Origin of the sequence: Georgenia daeguensis (assembly GCF_039537705.1) — a bacterium.
Lineage (GTDB): Bacteria > Actinomycetota > Actinomycetes > Actinomycetales > Actinomycetaceae > Georgenia > Georgenia daeguensis.
This window is the reverse complement of the sequence record NZ_BAABBA010000018.1, coordinates 39187-54193: the sequence shown is the minus strand read 5'-3', so window position 1 is coordinate 54193 and position 15007 is coordinate 39187. Positions and strand designations below refer to the sequence as shown.

The following is a 15007-nucleotide window of genomic DNA, read 5'->3' as shown; positions in this document are numbered from 1 at the left end:
TCCCATGACCACCACCAGCGCCCGCCCCAAGCGGGCATCCCGTCGGGTCCTCGACGGCAGGCTTCTCCTTGTCATCGCCTGGGTCGTCTCCTCCCTCGAGGGCTTCGACCTCGCGGTCTACGGCGTTTCCGTGCCGGCCCTGCTGCAGGACCCCAGCCTCGGCGTCGACCCGATCGCCGCCGGTGCCATCGGTTCGATGGTCGGACTCGGAATGCTCGTCGGTGCCGCCCTGGCCGGCGCGGTCGTGCACCGGACCGGGCCCCTCCGTCTCATCATCGCCAGCGTCGGAGTCTTCTCCGTCGGCATGCTGCTCAGCGCCGCGGCGCCCAGCGCCGAGGTGTTCGGCGTCGGGCGGCTCGTGGTCGGACTCGGCCTCGGCGTCGCGCTGCCGACCGTCAACGCCTACGTCGCGGACCTCAGTGCCCCGGCACGCCGCAGCCGCAACATCGGCATCATCATGAGCGGCTATGCGGCCGGTGCGCTGCTCGCCCCGCTCACCGGGGCGGCGCTCCTGCCCGAGACCTCCTACCGGTGGCTCTACGTCCTCGGCGTGATCCCGGCCGTGCTCGTCGCCCCCTTCCTGCGGCGACTGCCCGAGAGCCCTGCCCACCTGCTCCGGCGCGGCCGGACGGACGAGGCCCGCGCCATCACCGAGCGTTACGGCCTCCCCGAGCCGAGGAACCACACGAGCCGCCCCGGGCGCTGGCTCGGGCTCGCGGCGCTGCTCGCTCCCGGCGTCCGCGGCGCCACTCTGCTCTTCTGGGTGATGTCCTTCTGCGGACTGCTGCTCGTCTTCGGTATCAGCGCCTGGCTCCCCAGCATGATGCAGGCCGCCGGCTACACCCTCGGGTCTGCGCTCCTGCAGACGGCCGCGATGTGGGTCGGCGTCGGGGTAGGGGTCATCGTCGGCGGGCACGTCGCCGACCGTATCGGCCCGAAGCGGGTGGTCGTCCTCGCATTCTTGGTGGGCACGTTGAGCCTTGTGCTGATGAGCCTCAACCCGACGGTGTGGATCCTCTACGTGCTGATGTTCGTCAGCGGGTTCGGGTTCATCGGCTCCCAGATCCTCGGCAACGCCTTCATCGTCACCCGGTACCCGGACGACCTTCGTGCCAGCGGCCTCCCATGGGCGCTGTCCGTCGGGCGGCTGGGTGCCATCGTCGGCCCCACCCTCGGCGCCCTCGTGCTCAGCTCCGGGCTGTCGACGCAGTGGAACTTCTACGCCTTCGCCATCCCGGCCCTGGTCGGTGCGGCGGCCACCGCGCTCGTCCCTCAGGTCCGGGTCCGACAGAAATGAGTGAGGCCCCGGCCGTGGAACCGACGGTCTTCGAGAGCTGGTCGCAGCGGGTCGTGCTCGGCACCGGTGCGGCGCGAACAGCCCTTGCAGGTGAGATCGAGCGGCTCTCCGCGAGCCGGGTCCTCCTCCTCGCCACCGAGCAGGAGCTGCCGTTGGCTCGCGAGCTCGCCGCCTCGCTGCCCGTGGTAGCGACCTTCACCGGTGTGCGTCCGCACGTTCCGGTGGAGGTCGCCGAGGCGGCGCGCGCACTGGCGAGGTCGAACGACGCAGACCTGCTGCTCAGCGTCGGCGGCGGCTCCACCACCGGCACCGCCAAGGCGGTCGCCCTCTCGGACAGGCTGCCGATCCTGGCTGTTCCGACCACCTACGCCGGGTCGGAGGCCACGCCCGTGTGGGGATTGACGGAAGGTGGTCGCAAGGTCAACGGCGCCGATCCTGTGGTGCTCCCCCGCGCAGTGGTGTACGACCCGCAACTGACCGTGACCCTTCCCGAGGCCATGACGGTTGCTTCCGGGCTCAACGCGGTAGCCCACTGCGTGGACTCGCTGTGGGCGCCCCAGGCGAACGCTGTCAGTACCGCTCTCGCGGTCGAGGGCCTGCGGTCCCTGGCACAAGCCTTACCGACCCTTGTCTCCGACGGAGGAGACCTGACCGCCAGGCGGCAGGCGCTCGAAGGGACGTACCTCGCCGCCGTGGCGTTTGCCGCCGCCGGCTCCGGGATGCACCACAAGATCTGCCACGTCCTGGGCGGGGCGTACAACCTGGAGCACGCCGCGATGCATGCAGTCGTCCTGCCTCACGTTCTCGCGTTCAACACACCCTCCGCTCCTGAGGAGGCGTCCCGGGTCGTGAGCGCGTTGGCCTCCGCAGGCTTCGGCGGACATGGCTCCGCCGTAGGGAGCCTGCTCGCCCTGTACGACGTGCTCGGGGCCCCCCGGTCGCTGGGCGCCCTTGGGCTGTCCGAGACCGACGTCGACGAGGCCGCCCGGCTCTGCCTGGAGAAGATCCCGCCATCGAATCCTCGGCCGGTGGGTGTGACTGATCTTCGAGCGCTGCTGCGCAGGGCGCAGGCGGGCCAGACCCCCACTGACCCGCCCGCAGCAACCTGACCGAACAAGACCCGGACAAGGAAGAAACCATGACCGACACCGTCGACATCGTCCCCGCGCCGCCCGAGGGCAGTGAGCAGGAAGCGCGCGAGCGGCTCGTCACCGAGCAGGTGCTCGCGAGCTTCGAGTCCTCCCCGGACGAGCGCCTCAAGGAGATCCTCCAGGCGGTTGCCCGTCACGCCCACGCCCTCGTCCGCGAGGTGCGGCTGACCGAGGCCGAGTGGGAGACGGCGATCGAGTTCCTGCGCGCCTGCGGGGACATCACCACCGACACCCGCCAGGAGTTCATCCTCCTCTCCGACGTCCTGGGCATCTCCATGGAGACCATCTGCGTCAACCAGCCCGCCACCGGAGACGTCACCGAGGCCACCGTGTTCGGGCCCTTCTTCGTCGACGACGCCCCGCTGGTCGAGCTCGGCGGGGACATCGCCCAGGGCGCGGCCGGGGAACCCTGCTGGGTGAGCGGCACGGTGCGCGACACCGACGGCAAGGCGATCCCCGGCGCCCGCATCGAGGTCTGGGAGGCCGACGACGACGGCTTCTACGACGTGCAGTACACCGACGGGCGCACCGCCGGCCGGGCGCACCTGTTCGCCGACGACGACGGCTCCTACCGGTTCTGGGGCGTCACCCCGACGCCGTACCCCATCCCGCACGACGGCCCCGTCGGGAAGATGCTCGAGGCCACCGGCCGCTCGCCCATGCGGGCCGCCCACCTGCACTTCATGGTCACCGCCCCCGGCTACCGGCGCCTGGTCACCCACATCTTCGTCGAGGGCGACCCCCTGCTGGCCACCGACGCCGTCTTCGGCGTCAAGGACTCCCTCGTCAAGACCTTCACCCAGCACCAGCCCGGCGAGCCCACCCCCGACGGCCGCCAGATCCACGGCACATGGAGCGAGACCACTTTCGACATCGTGCTGCCGCCTGCCGAAAGATAGGTTCGTGCCGTCACCGGCGGTGCGAAGGTCGTCGGGTATGAGCGGGGGAGAAATGGCCGCGAACGGTGGTGAGGACGGGCAGCGACAGGGAATTCAGTCGGTCGAGGTGGGGATGCGGGTGCTGACTGCCCTTGAGCGAGGTGGGCAGCCGATGTCGCTCTCACAGATCGCCCTTGGCAGCGGGATGCAGCCGAGCAAGGCGCACAGGTATCTCGTGAGCCTGTGCCGTACGGGCCTGACCTACCAGCTCCCGTCGGGTCTGTATGACCTCGGGCCGACGATGAGGCGGCTCGGAGCAGAGGCTCTTCGGCGCACGAACGAAGTTGCCGTCACCTCGGACTACGCCAGCATCCTGCGCGACACGACCGGGCACTCCGTCAACGTCGCCGTGTGGGGGGACGACGGGCCGATCGTTGTCAGATGGGCTCATGGGTCCCACCCGCTGGCTGTGACCGTCCGCGTCGGGGCCACGTTGCCGCTCCTCGCCTCCAGCATCGGGCTCGTCTTCGCGTCGTTCCTCCCTCAGCCCATGGTCGGCAGCGCCATCACGGCCGCCCAGAAACGGGCGGGCTCGACGTGGACGGACGAACGCGTACGCACAGAGACCGCGAAGGTGCGGGAGGCCGGATACGCCGTGACTTCCGGCGGCGTCATACCTGGCATCTCATCGGTGGCGGCCCCCGTCTACACGGCGACCGACCCACTTCCGCTGGCGATGTCGGTCGTCCTGCCCGACGACCAGGGGACGCCCGCCGAGCTCGAGCGCGTCGGCCGGGCTCTCCTCGACATGACCCTGACCATCTCGCGGGAGCTCGGCGTCGCGCGTTAGAGCGATTTCGCGCAGTCGCCGTCGAGGGCGAGGGGCGACGCGATGGCTGCGGTCTCTCGTCATCTCTCGGGCGGCTCCTTCGACGCCATCGAGGAGCTCGGCCGCGGTGCCGCTGCCGGTTCACCCTCGGAGCGGCACCTGAGCAGCAGGGCCAGGAGTCCCAGTCAGCTGCCCGTGCCGGGCTGAGTCCCGGCGGTCCCCGCGGTCCCGGCGGTCCTGCACGCACGTGCGGCCCCGCCTCGGCGGGGCCGCACGCTTGCCGGGTCAGGGCCCGGTCGTCATGCCTCCGGGACGCCGATCCGGTCCAGGAGCGTGCCGGCGACGTCCTGGAAGTACTCGGCACCCCACTCGGTGAGGTACCCCGCCTCGACCTGGGCGGCGTCGACCTCGGCGATGAGGGCGAGGTACTCGGCCCGGGTCCCGTACGTCGTCGCGAACTCCTCGGCGGTCATGAGCTCGTCCGAGCCGTAGACCGCACCCGGCTTGGCCCCGCCGAGGTACTGGCCGAGCGGGTGCTCGATCAGGCCGTAGCGCACGCCGCCGGTGACGTTGCCGTCCTCGGCGCGGACCAGCGCGCCGTCGGCCTGGTCGAACCACTGCGACGGCGCAGCCTCCTGGTTCTTCCCGCTCCAGGACACGAGCGCGTCGGCGGCCGCGATGATCGTCGGCTCGAGTGGGTAGAGGCTGAGCGCCTCCCGGAACGCCGGGTCGTGGACCTGGGTGTTGGGCAGCCGGCCGGACTGGTAGATCTCCTCGTCCGCCGGGATGACCGGGGAGAGCAGGTCGGTGTGCGGGGTGCCCGGCACCTGCCAGTGCCGGCGGTTCGCCGGCAGGTCCTTCTCCGCGAGGGTGCGCGCGCCGAAGAGGCCGGCGTCGCCCTCGGAGGTGACCGTGATGAACGGGACGTCCAGCTCCGGCTCGGACCCGGGCACCGTGACGAAGCCGTCGCTCTCACCCTGGCGCAGCGGTCGCTCGAGCACCGCGCCGACGCTGTTGAGGTAGCCGTCGAAGACCGGCCCGCCGTTGGCCTCGGTCACCGCCTCGTGGAAGTTCGTGGCGTAGGTGTTGAGGTAGACGCCCGACTGCGACTGGCCCATGAGCAGCACGGTCTTCGCCTTCTGGCCCCCGAGCACGTCGCGGCCCTCCTTGGCGTCCAGCAGCGTGCCGACCTGCGTGATGATGTCCCACGCGAGGCCCTCCTCGGCGCCGGGCACGACCATGAACGGGTTGAACGAGGCGGGGTCGGCCGGATCGGCGACGATCGGCTCGCGCTCGACGTCCGCGACGTCCCAGGTCAGCTCCGCGTAGCGCTCCGGGTCGTAGTTCTTCAACGCGTCCACCTGGATCGGCTTGGAGGTGACCCCGATGACGGTGTGCCCCTCCTCCATCGCCCAGTCCCACATGCGGCGCCAGTGGTCCTCGCCCGGGAAGCCGTTGGAGGCGTTCAGGATGTCCACCAGGACGACGCCCGAGGAGTCCGACCTCTCCGTGGGCCGCCGCACGAGGATGTTGTTGACGTAGGGCACAGCCTCGTCGACCACCTGGAGCTCGCCGCCGGCGCTGTCGTAGACGTTGGCGGTGCCGGAGAGGAAGTACTCCTCCTCGACGTAGCCGCGGTCGGCGACGTCGAACGGCTCGCGGGCGCGCTCCATCGAGGACCACAGGTGGCTCTCGTCGGTCTCGGCGACCGGTCCGGCGACCTCCGGCACGGCCGTGAGCGAGTCGACGAGCGGGTCGGGCTCGGCCGGCCGGTGGGCGGAGGCCGGGACGGCGGCGAGGGTCAGCCCGAGGGTGCCGGCGCAGGCGGCGCTCAGGCCGACGAGCAGCGGACGGCGAGGGGAACGGGGCACGAGGCTCTCCTTGGGAACGGCGGTGTTCGGTCGCCCCCGATGATGGACGGGCCCCTCGCGGATGGAAACCGGTTGCCATCATTTGCCCGCGCCCGGCGCGGACGTGGCCGATACGGCTCAGCGGTGCAGGTACGCCGCCGCCGCCCGCACGGCGCCGGTGATCCGGTCGACGGCGGGGGAGCGGAGCCGCCAGCGCTGCCAGTACAGCGGCACGTCGACGCGGTCGCGGGAGCCCAGCCGGACCAGGCGGCCGGTCTGGAGATCGTCGTCGAGCTGGTCCTCCGGCACCGCACCCCACCCGAGCCCTGCCCGTACCGCGGCCAGGAAGCCCTCGGAGGAGGGGACGACGTGGGTCGGCGGCGTCGTCGTCACCCCGCGTCTGGAGAGCAGCCGCTGCTGCAGGTCGTCCTTGGCGTTGAACCGCACGACCGGCATCCCCGCCCAGTCGACGGCGCGGCCCCTCGTCCAGCGCCGGACCAGGTGCGGCGTCGCCACGGGGAGGTAGCGCATCGTCCCGAGCCGCTCGACCGAGCAGCCCTGCACCGCGACGGGGTCCGAGGTGACGGCCCCGAGGACGGTGCCGGTGCGCAGGAGCGCCGAGGAGTGGTCCTGGTCCTCCACGTGCAGCCGCACGGTGACGTCGCCCCACGACGCGCAGTCCTCGAGCACGGCCCTGAACCACGTGGCGAGGGAGTCGGCGTTGACCGCGACGGGAAGGTTCGTGGCTCCGGCCTCGTCCCCGGCGGAGAGCTCGGCCAGGGCCTCGCGCTCCAGGAGCTGCTGCTGACGCGCCATCCGCAGCAGCACGGCGCCGGCCTCGGTGGTCCGGCTCGGCGTCGTGCGCAGCAGGAGCACCTGCCCCACCTGGCTCTCGAGCGCCCGGATGCGCTGGCTGATCGCCGACGGCGTCACCGACAGGCGCCGCGCCGCCGCGTCGAAGGTGCCCTCGTCCACGATCGCCACCAGGGCGGCCAGCTGCTCCGGTCTGGCGTGCATGAAGCGATCCTAATGACGGTGAAGAAAGTTTCGCTTCACTTAAGCGAGGCGCGCGGTTAGTTTCGATGGCGTGACCGCCGCCCTGCCGGGCCTGCTGACCGGCCTCTCGCTCATCGTGGCCATCGGCGCCCAGAACGCCTACGTCCTCAGGCAGGGGCTGACCCGCAACCACGTCGGTCTCGTCGTCGCCATCTGCGCCCTCTCCGACGCCCTGCTCATCGCGATCGGCGTCAGCGGCGTCGGCGCGCTCGTCCAGGACCACCCCACCGCCATGACGGCGCTGCGCTGGGTCGGTGCCGCCTACCTCGCCGGCTACGGCGTCCGGTCGCTGTGGGGCTCCCGGAAGCCCCAGGCGCTGGACCCGCTGGAGGGCAGGGCGTCGGGACGCCGGACCGTGGTCACCACCACCCTCGCGCTCACCTACCTCAACCCCCACGTCTACCTCGACACCGTTCTCATGCTCGGATCCATCGCGAACCAGCACGACGGCGGGCGCTGGTGGTTTGCGATGGGCGCCGCCGCCGGCAGCGTCCTGTGGTTCACCACCCTGGGCTTCGGTGCCCGCGCCGCCTCGCGCCTCATGAGCCGGCCCGCCACGTGGAGGGTCCTCGACGTCTGCATCGGCGTCGTCATGATCGCCCTCGCCGTCCGGCTGCTGCTCGGATGAGCCACGCCCCGGCGGTGCGAGCTCGGGCGGCGAAGCGCCGGCCGTAGGAGGACCCTGAGAGGGACATCCCCGGACCGGCTGGCCCTTGCCCTGGAGAACCATGGACACGACCACGATCACCGTCCGCCACAACGCCGACCGCCACCGCTTCGAGCTGATCGACGACGACAGGGTCATCGGGAAGGCCCACTACCTGCCCGGCGACGGCACGGGGGAGCGGGTCTTCTTCCACACGGTGGTCGACGAGGCGTACGAGGGGCACGGCCTGGGGTCGAAGCTCGCGACGTTCGCCCTCGACGAGACCGTCGCCGCCGGGCTGAAGATCGTCCCGGTGTGCCCCTACATCCACGCCTTCCTCGGCCGGCACCGCGAGTACGCCGCGGACGTCGTCGAGGTCCGGCCGGAGCACCTGGACACCTTGCGGCACTGAGGCGCCGAGCGACCTGCGCATCCGGGCGACGACCCGGGGGCGCCGCCGTCGGGACGGCGGCGCCTCGTGGTCAGGACTCCCGGAACAGCATGCCGGCGACGGCGCGCGCGGCGGCCTCGGGATCCTCACCGACGTCCGGAGGCAACGCGCCGTTGAGCCAGAGGCTGGCGAAGCCGTGGACGAGGGACCACGCGGCGATGCCGGCCACGCGCACGTCCGCCCCGCGCTGGCCGGTCGGGACCGATCCCGCCCCGGCGTAGAGGGCGGCGCCGGTGCGCTCCTGAGCGACCAGCAGGTCGGGATCGTCCCGGTGGTACAGATCGGGCCGGAACATCACCTCGAAGTGGGCGCGGTGCTCTACGGCGAAGCGCACGTACGCCACACCGACCTCGTGAAAGTCGTCCGTGCGCTGCTGCGCGTCCGTCAGCGCCTCCGCCAGCAGCTCGTACCCCTCGACCGCCACGGCGGTGAGGAGCCCCGCCTTGTCGCCGAAGTGATGGGCCGGCGCCGCGTGGGAGACGCCGGCACGCCGTGCCAGGTCCCGCAGGCTGAGCCCGGCCGGGCCGACCTCCGGGATCGCCGCCACGGCGGCGGCGAGGACGGCGCGGCGGAGGTCGCCGTGGTGGTACGGGCGGGTGGTGGACGGCACGAGGTGAGCATAGCGGTGATCTAGGCATTGACAAGTTAGAGGGTGGCGCCTAGGGTTCCTTGCACTGGCAACTTGTCAGTGGCTAGATCTCGCTGGAGGATCGCATGGCACCGCTCATCGTTCTCGTCGCCGTCACGCTGGCGGTCCGGGCGGCCGGGGCCGCCGGGGTCCCACGTCTCCGCTCGTGGCCCGTCGCCCTCCGGGCCGGCCTGGCCGCGATGTTCACCCTCACCGGCGTCAGCCACTTCGTCGGGATGCGGGAGGAGCTCATCAGCATGGTTCCTCCCGTGCTCCCGGAGCCGGGTCTCCTCGTCACCGTGACGGGCGCGCTGGAGCTGGCCGGCGCGGTCGGGCTGCTCCTGCCGCGGACCGTGGCCTGGGCGGCGGGTGGCCTGAGCGCCCTGCTCGTCGTGATGTTCCCGGCGAACGTCTACGCCGCCGTGAGCGGCGCCGCCCTGGAGGGGGCCCAGACGATGGGCCTGTTCCCGCGGACGCTCGTGCAGGTGGTCTTCCTCGCCGCGACGATCGCAGTGCTCAGGACCTACGTCTCGCGTCGCCGGGCTGCCTCCAGGACGGTCGCGGCGAGACCTGCGGTGCCCTGACGGGCCGCAGGTTCCGGGCCTGCGGGGCGCTGGGAATTTACTTCCGGGCAACTTGCTTGTATGGAGAGCATGTGTGTGCACCCATCTGTCCAGACCCGGAAGGGGCCTGATGAACGCCGGCACCAAGAAGACCGCTGCCCAGCGGACCGTCGACGACGACACGGCGGTCGAGCTCTGGGGGCGCGTGATTCGGGGCTTCGAGGCCACCAACGGGCGCGTGCACGCCGCGATCAAGGCCGCGTTCTCGCTCAACCCGGCCGAGGCGCAGACCATGCTGCAGCTCGGTGGGGATCCGAGGCGCCGAGCGCCGATGAACACGCTGGCTCGTGCCGCGTCCTTCACGAGCGGCGGCTTCACCAAGATCGCCGACAAGCTTGAGAACCGGGGGCTGGCCGTGCGGACGGCCTGCGCCGAGGACCGCCGGGTCACCTACCTCGAGCTCACGCCCGCGGGGGTCGAGATCGCCGCCGAGCTGCGCTGCCTCGTGGCGGACATCAACCGCTCCCAGTTCGTCGCGGTGCTCGGCGCCGAGCGGGCCACCCTGGTCGCCGACGCCATGCTCGAGCTGTACGGCGCGAACGGCACGAGCGGGGCCTGACGCCCGCCGAAGCGCCAGTTCCGGAGCCCTTCTCAGGGCGCCGGGGCTGGCGCTTTCTCGTACCCCCGTGCACTCGGTGACTGTCCTCACAGCGTCGCCCCGGAATGTGCTCAGGCTGAGAACACTTAGCGTCTATGTATCTTCCAAGAAAGGCGTTCGCTCCGAGTGGGCGCCCATGAGAGGGGCAGGACAATGAGTCAGCGGGTTCTCATCACGGCCGGAGCCAACGGCATCGGCCTCGCCATCGCGCAGGCCTTCGCCGCCGCCGGGGCCAGGGTTCATATCGCAGACGTCAACGCGGAGGCTGTCGAGGCCGTCACCTCGGCGAACGAGAACATCACCGGGTCCGTGACCGACGTGAGCGACCCTGCCGCCGTCGACGCCCTGTTCGCCGACGTCCGCCGTGAGCTCGCCGGGCTCGACGTCCTGATCAACAACGCCGGCATCTCCGGTCCCACCGCCCCGGCCGAGCAGCTTCCCTTCGACGCCTGGAACGCCGTCGTCAACGTCATTCTCCACGGCACCTTCCACGTCACCCAGCGCGCGATCCCGCTGCTCAAGGACTCCGACGCCGCGTCCGTGGTGACCATGTCGTCCCTCGCCGGCCGTTTCGGCTACCCCAACCGCATCGCCTACTCCACCACCAAGTGGGCGCTGGTGGGCTTCAGCAAGACGCTCGCTCTCGAGCTCGGCGAGTTCGGCATTACCGCCAACACGATCCACCCCGGCGCCGTCAAGGGTCCGCGCATGGCCGCCGTCCTCGAGGGCCGCGCCACGGCCAACGGCACCACCGTGGAGCAGGAGACCACCAACGCGCTGAACAACCAGTCGATCAAGGACTTCATCGACCCCGCCGACATCGCCGCGCTGGTCCTGTTCCTGACGGGCCCGCACGGTCGGACCATCTCCGGCCAGCTCTTCCCCATCGACGCGGACTCGAAGGCGGCGTCATGATCGCCGCCGACACCCGCACCCTCGCCTCCGCCGCCACGACGGAGAGCCGGACCGGCGCCGTGGACGCGGCCCCGGTGGCAGCTCCGGCAGCCCCGGCCAAGCAGCCCTGGCGGGGCCGCATCTTTTACCTAGTCGGCCTGATCCTGCTGGCGCTCTCCCTGCGCCACGCGGTCACCGGCATCTCCCCGCTGCTGGGCCGCATCGGCGCGGACGTCGCCCTGGGCGCCGTCGGCACCACGATCCTGGGCATGCTGCCGACGATCGCCTTCGGCCTCGCCGGGTTCATCGCCCCCGCGTTCATCCGCCGGTACGGCCCGGCCCGGATCGCCGTCGTCGCTCTCGGACTGGGCGCCGCCGGGACCATCCTGCGCGTGCTGGGGGACTCCCCGGTCGGCTTCCTGCTGTTCGGCCTGGTCGCGCTGTTCGGCATGGGCATGGGCAACGTGGTCGGCCCGCCGCTGGTCAAGCGGTACTTCGCGGACCGACAGGCCACCGCCATGTCCGTCCTGACCCTCATGACGCAGGCCGGCGCCACCATCCCCGCCATGCTCGCCGTGCCGATGGCCGACGCGGTCGGCTGGCGCACCTCCGTCGCCTCCTACGCCGGGCTCATGATCCTCGCGGCCCTGCCCTGGACCCTCGCGGCCGTGCGCTCGGGCAGGGCGGACAAGGCCGGCACGACGGCGGCCGCACCGGCGCAGAAGTTCGGCGCCCGGAAGCTGTTCACCAACCCGGTCTCCCTCGGGGGCGCCATCTTCTACGGCATGGCCGCCCTGAACACCTACGCCATGCTCGCCTGGCTGCCGACCATCTTCCAGGCGCAGGGCCTCAGCGAGGGCGAGGCCGCGGGGATGTACTCCATCTACACGTTCCTCACGCTGCCGATGGCCCTGATCACCCCGATCATCGCCTCCAGGCTGAAGAACCCCCTCCTTCTCGGCGCCGTGTTCCCGATCGCCTCGGCCGTCGGCTATCTCGGCATCATCACCGCCCCGGGCGCGGGCGCCGTGTGGGCCTTCGTCGCCGGCATCTCCGGCGGTGCGTTCCCCTTCGCGATGGTGATGTTCAACCGCCGCACCCGCACGCCCGAGGGCTCCGCCGCGGTCACCGGGTTCAGCCTGGGCATCGGCTACGCGTTCGGCACCGTCGGGCCGTTCCTCGGCGGGCTGCTGTCGAACCTCACCGGCGGCTGGACCGTCCCGCTGCTCGTCTTCGCGGCCACCGCCGCCGTCATGGTCCTCGGAGCCGCGCTCCTGAGCCGGGACCGCACGTTCGAGGACGTTCCGGCCACCAGCGCCACGCCCCGCTAGCACCAGCGCAACCAGCGCCACCCCAGGTGGCACGAGCGCAACCAGCGCCACCCCAGGTGGCACGAGCGCAACCAGCGCCACGGCCACCGTCAGTAGTCAGAGAGAAGTGACAGTCATGAGCAACACCTCCCGCACCATCGCCGTCGTCGGCACCGGCGTCATCGGCGCCAGCTGGGCCGCGTACTACCTCTCCCGCGGGTTCACCGTGGTCGCCGCCGACCCCGCCGGCGGCGCCGAGGACCGCCTGCGCACGTGGGTCGAGCAGTTCTGGCCCGCGCTCGAGACTCTCGGGCTCGAGGAGGGCGCGTCGAGGGAGAACCTCCGGTTCACCGCCTCGATCGCCGACGCCGTGCGCGACGCCGAGTTCGTCCAGGAGAACGGTCCCGAGCGCCTCGAGATCAAGCGCTCCATGCTCGCCGAGATCGAGTCCACCCTGGCCCCCACGGCCCTCGTCGCGACGTCGTCCTCGGGCCTGCTGATCTCCGACGTGCAGGAGGGGATGAAGCACCCCGAGCGCATGGTCCTCGGTCACCCGTTCAACCCGCCGCACCTCATCCCGCTCGTCGAGGTCCTCGGCGGCCGGCAGACCTCCGCCGAGAGCGTCGACCGGGCCCTCGCCTTCTACGCCGAGATCGGCAAGAAGCCCATCCGCATCAACAAGGAGGTGCCCGGGCACGTCGCCAACCGGCTCCAGGTGGCCCTCTGGCGCGAGGCGTTCCACCTCGTCCAGACCGGGGTGGCGAGCGTGACGGACATCGACACCGCAATCTCCTACGGTCCCGGCCTGCGCTGGGCCCTGCTCGGCCCCTTCCTCAACCTGCACGCCTCCGGCGGCGACGGCGGCATCACCCACGTGCTCGAGCACATCGGCCCGGCCCAGCGCGAGTGGGCGCGCACCCTGGGTGAGTACCCCGAGACCGACGACTACATCGCCGTCATGGCCGAGGGCGTGGAGGAGGAGCTCGCCGGGCACGACTGGGACGAGACCCTCCGCCAGCGCGACGAGGTGCTTCTCCAGCTCCTCGCCGCCAAGAAGGCCAAGCAGCAGCTCCCGTAGCCCCGCGACGCGGAGATCGGCGCCCCAGCGCTTCGTGCCTCCGCGCGATGCATCGAGCACGGCAGGCCGCCCCCGTCCGGGCGCGGCCTGCCGCTTCTGTGCGCGCCGGGGCGTCCGCCGTCGCTGTTCCCCGGGCCGCTCAGTCGGTGCCGGTGTAGGTGAAGGTGAGGATGGAGCCGGGGTTCTCGAGCTCGGTGGTGGCGTCGCCGTTGGTGCCGCGGGCCAGGCCGCTGCTGTCGGTGGCCACGAAGATGGTGCGGCCGTCGGGGGAGACGGCGGTGTCGCGGTAGCGGTTGACGCTCTCGAACAGCGGGAGCGGGCCGTCGATGCGCACGCCGTCGTCGTCGAGGACGGGCAGGCGGTACAGCGTGCCGTGCTTGAGGGTCGGCATGAGGAAGGAGTTCTCCCAGCCGGGGATGGCGTCGTCGTCGTAGAACTCCAGGCTCGACGGCGCGACGGTGGGGTAGCAGATGAAGAACAGCCCGGAGGGCTCGCAGGCCTCGCCGCTGAAGTCATGGCCCGTGGGCACGGTGAAGAAGGTGCGCAGCGGCGGCTGGAAGTCGGGGGAGTAGAACTCCGACTCCTGCATCTGCGGGACGGTACCGGGTATGTCGAAGGCGTTGTACTGCTCGGGGGTGCAGCCCTCCCAGGCGGCCCAGTTGCCGAAGACGTAGGCCTGGTCGTCCTGGTAGCCGGCCACGTACGGCCAGCCGTAGTTGCCGCCGGCGACGATGAGGTTGAGCTCGTCGTCGCTCTTGGGGCCCTGCTCGGAGGAGTAGACCTCGTCGTCCGGCCCGAGGCTGAGGCCCTGGGGGTTGCGGTGGCCGTAGCTGAAGACGTGGCTGCGCACGCCGTCGATGCGCGGGTTGTCCCGCGGGATGGTGCCGTCCTGGTTCAGGCGCAGGGACTTGCCCTGGTAGGCGATCCAGTTCTCGTCGTCGACCTCGTCCTGGGTGGGCAGGCGCTGGGCCCGGTTGACCTTGCAGGCGTTGAGGTCCTGGAGGTTGCCGCGGTCGCCGATCGTGTAGAGCAGCTTGCCGTCCGGGGCGAGGATCATGCGGCCGGAGTTGTGGTCGTCGCTGGCGTAGAGGCCGTCGATGAGGACCGTCTCGGAGTCGGGGTCGAGGACCTCGTCCTCGGCATCCCAGGTGTAGCGGGCGATGCGCTGGCGGCGGTCGATGGTCTCGTCCTCGGGCGGGGTGCCCTCGCCGTCGTAGGTGTAGGAGAGGAAAACGTACTGGTCGCGGTTCTTCTCGAGCAGGTCGGGGTGCAGCACCATGCCGAGCAGGCCGTCCTGCTCGCCCGGCGTGGCCAGCACGTCGGGGACGGTCAGGGCGAGGGACGTCTCGCCGGTCTCGGGGTCGACGCGGCTGACCTCGCCGCTGGTCCGCTCGGTGACCCACAGCATGTCGTCGGGCCCGTAGATCACCTCGAACGGGTCGGACAGGCCGGTGGTGAGCACCTCGCGGGTGAAGTCGTCCTCGATGGCCGGGGGGCCGCCGTCGTCGTCGCCGCGGGAGTGCGCCGCGGCGGCGGTGGAGGTCATGAGCAGAAGGGCGGCGCCGAGCGCCGCCGGAGCAGTCTTCATCGTCTGTCTCCGCCCGGGCGGGGCGCTGCCCCCGACCCGGGGTCATGGGGGATGTCGGGCTCGGCGACGGCGGAGCGGGCGGCTGGCGTCGTCACGGGCTGCGGCACCGTGGGCGCCGGCAGCGACTGCG

At 71.4% G+C, this 15007-nt stretch carries 15 protein-coding genes; 11 read left to right on the top strand and 4 right to left on the bottom strand.

Features of this window, described 5'->3' with window-relative positions; all coding sequences use genetic code 11:
• The first annotated feature begins 4 nt into the window (after nt 1-4).
• The 4 genes from ABD774_RS16110 to ABD774_RS16095 are packed head-to-tail and all read left to right on the top strand — an operon-like array spanning nt 5 to nt 4176.
• A complete protein-coding gene (locus tag ABD774_RS16110) occupies nt 5-1297 on the top strand; it encodes an MFS transporter (protein WP_345043318.1) in 1293 nt (430 codons plus the stop codon).
• A complete protein-coding gene (locus ABD774_RS16105) occupies nt 1294-2406 on the top strand; it encodes a maleylacetate reductase (protein ID WP_345043316.1) in 1113 nt (370 codons plus the stop codon). Before ABD774_RS16110 ends, ABD774_RS16105 begins: the two co-directional genes overlap by 4 nt.
• A 29-nt stretch (nt 2407-2435) precedes the next feature.
• Nucleotides 2436-3347, top strand: a complete 912-nt coding sequence (locus ABD774_RS16100; protein WP_345043313.1) for a dioxygenase family protein — start codon at nt 2436-2438, stop codon at nt 3345-3347.
• A 37-nt stretch (nt 3348-3384) separates the two neighbouring features.
• A complete protein-coding gene (locus ABD774_RS16095; protein WP_345043398.1) occupies nt 3385-4176 on the top strand; it encodes an IclR family transcriptional regulator in 792 nt (263 codons plus the stop codon).
• 278 nt (nt 4177-4454) lie between these two features.
• Here the strand turns inward: ABD774_RS16095 and ABD774_RS16090 are convergent, their stop codons facing one another.
• Nucleotides 4455-6026, bottom strand: a complete 1572-nt coding sequence (locus tag ABD774_RS16090) for an alpha/beta hydrolase domain-containing protein (RefSeq protein WP_345043311.1) — start codon at nt 6024-6026, stop codon at nt 4455-4457.
• Between the two features lie 117 nt (nt 6027-6143).
• Nucleotides 6144-7022, bottom strand: a complete 879-nt coding sequence (locus ABD774_RS16085; protein ID WP_345043309.1) for a LysR family transcriptional regulator ArgP — start codon at nt 7020-7022, stop codon at nt 6144-6146.
• A 70-nt stretch (nt 7023-7092) separates the two neighbouring features.
• Between ABD774_RS16085 and ABD774_RS16080 the strand changes: the two genes are divergently transcribed.
• A complete protein-coding gene (locus ABD774_RS16080; protein ID WP_345043307.1) occupies nt 7093-7689 on the top strand; it encodes a LysE/ArgO family amino acid transporter in 597 nt (198 codons plus the stop codon).
• Nucleotides 7690-7789: 100 nt separating this feature from the next.
• Entirely contained in the window at nt 7790-8119 is a 330-nt protein-coding gene (locus tag ABD774_RS16075) for a GNAT family N-acetyltransferase (protein WP_345043304.1), read from the top strand.
• A gap of 70 nt (nt 8120-8189) precedes the next feature.
• On the opposite strand, the gene ABD774_RS16070 is transcribed toward ABD774_RS16075, so the two are convergent.
• On the bottom strand, nt 8190-8768 hold the full coding sequence (locus ABD774_RS16070; protein ID WP_345043302.1) for a TetR/AcrR family transcriptional regulator: 579 nt from the start codon (nt 8766-8768) through the stop codon (nt 8190-8192).
• Between the two features lie 104 nt (nt 8769-8872).
• Between ABD774_RS16070 and ABD774_RS16065 the strand changes: the two genes are divergently transcribed.
• The 5 genes from ABD774_RS16065 (at nt 8873) to ABD774_RS16045 (ending at nt 13289) form a co-directional block, all read left to right on the top strand.
• The gene (locus ABD774_RS16065) at nt 8873-9370 is read left to right on the top strand and encodes a DoxX family protein (RefSeq protein WP_345043299.1); all 498 of its coding nucleotides are present in this window, start codon (nt 8873-8875) and stop codon (nt 9368-9370) included.
• Nucleotides 9371-9479: 109 nt separating this feature from the next.
• Nucleotides 9480-9968: a MarR family winged helix-turn-helix transcriptional regulator gene (locus tag ABD774_RS16060; protein WP_345043297.1), complete on the top strand. Its 489-nt coding sequence runs from the start codon at nt 9480-9482 to the stop codon at nt 9966-9968.
• 192 nt (nt 9969-10160) lie between these two features.
• On the top strand, nt 10161-10922 hold the full coding sequence (locus ABD774_RS16055; RefSeq protein ID WP_345043295.1) for an SDR family oxidoreductase: 762 nt from the start codon (nt 10161-10163) through the stop codon (nt 10920-10922).
• Complete coding sequence (locus ABD774_RS16050; RefSeq protein WP_345043292.1) at nt 10919-12232, top strand: MFS transporter; 1314 nt, start codon at nt 10919-10921, stop codon at nt 12230-12232. The genes ABD774_RS16055 and ABD774_RS16050 overlap by 4 nt, the downstream gene beginning before the upstream one ends.
• A gap of 115 nt (nt 12233-12347) precedes the next feature.
• Complete coding sequence (locus ABD774_RS16045; protein WP_345043290.1) at nt 12348-13289, top strand: 3-hydroxyacyl-CoA dehydrogenase NAD-binding domain-containing protein; 942 nt, start codon at nt 12348-12350, stop codon at nt 13287-13289.
• Nucleotides 13290-13428: 139 nt separating this feature from the next.
• On the opposite strand, the gene ABD774_RS16040 is transcribed toward ABD774_RS16045, so the two are convergent.
• On the bottom strand, nt 13429-14877 hold the full coding sequence (locus ABD774_RS16040) for a glucose/sorbosone family PQQ-dependent dehydrogenase (RefSeq protein WP_345043288.1): 1449 nt from the start codon (nt 14875-14877) through the stop codon (nt 13429-13431).
• Between the last annotated feature and the right edge of the window lie 130 nt (nt 14878-15007).

Excerpts from the sequence above, each read along its gene's own strand:
- ABD774_RS16045 (WP_345043290.1), top strand. The coding sequence starts at position 12,348 with ATGAGCAACACCTCCCGCACCATCGCCGTCGTCGGCACCGGCGTCATC.
- ABD774_RS16040 (WP_345043288.1), bottom strand. The coding sequence starts at position 14,877 with ATGAAGACTGCTCCGGCGGCGCTCGGCGCCGCCCTTCTGCTCATGACC.
- ABD774_RS16060 (WP_345043297.1), top strand. The coding sequence starts at position 9,480 with ATGAACGCCGGCACCAAGAAGACCGCTGCCCAGCGGACCGTCGACGAC.
- ABD774_RS16095 (WP_345043398.1), top strand. The coding sequence starts at position 3,385 with ATGAGCGGGGGAGAAATGGCCGCGAACGGTGGTGAGGACGGGCAGCGA.
- ABD774_RS16050 (WP_345043292.1), top strand. The coding sequence starts at position 10,919 with ATGATCGCCGCCGACACCCGCACCCTCGCCTCCGCCGCCACGACGGAG.
- ABD774_RS16075 (WP_345043304.1), top strand. The coding sequence starts at position 7,790 with ATGGACACGACCACGATCACCGTCCGCCACAACGCCGACCGCCACCGC.
- ABD774_RS16110 (WP_345043318.1), top strand. The coding sequence starts at position 5 with ATGACCACCACCAGCGCCCGCCCCAAGCGGGCATCCCGTCGGGTCCTC.
- ABD774_RS16055 (WP_345043295.1), top strand. The coding sequence starts at position 10,161 with ATGAGTCAGCGGGTTCTCATCACGGCCGGAGCCAACGGCATCGGCCTC.
- ABD774_RS16100 (WP_345043313.1), top strand. The coding sequence starts at position 2,436 with ATGACCGACACCGTCGACATCGTCCCCGCGCCGCCCGAGGGCAGTGAG.
- ABD774_RS16105 (WP_345043316.1), top strand. The coding sequence starts at position 1,294 with ATGAGTGAGGCCCCGGCCGTGGAACCGACGGTCTTCGAGAGCTGGTCG.
- ABD774_RS16085 (WP_345043309.1), bottom strand. The coding sequence starts at position 7,022 with ATGCACGCCAGACCGGAGCAGCTGGCCGCCCTGGTGGCGATCGTGGAC.
- ABD774_RS16065 (WP_345043299.1), top strand. The coding sequence starts at position 8,873 with ATGGCACCGCTCATCGTTCTCGTCGCCGTCACGCTGGCGGTCCGGGCG.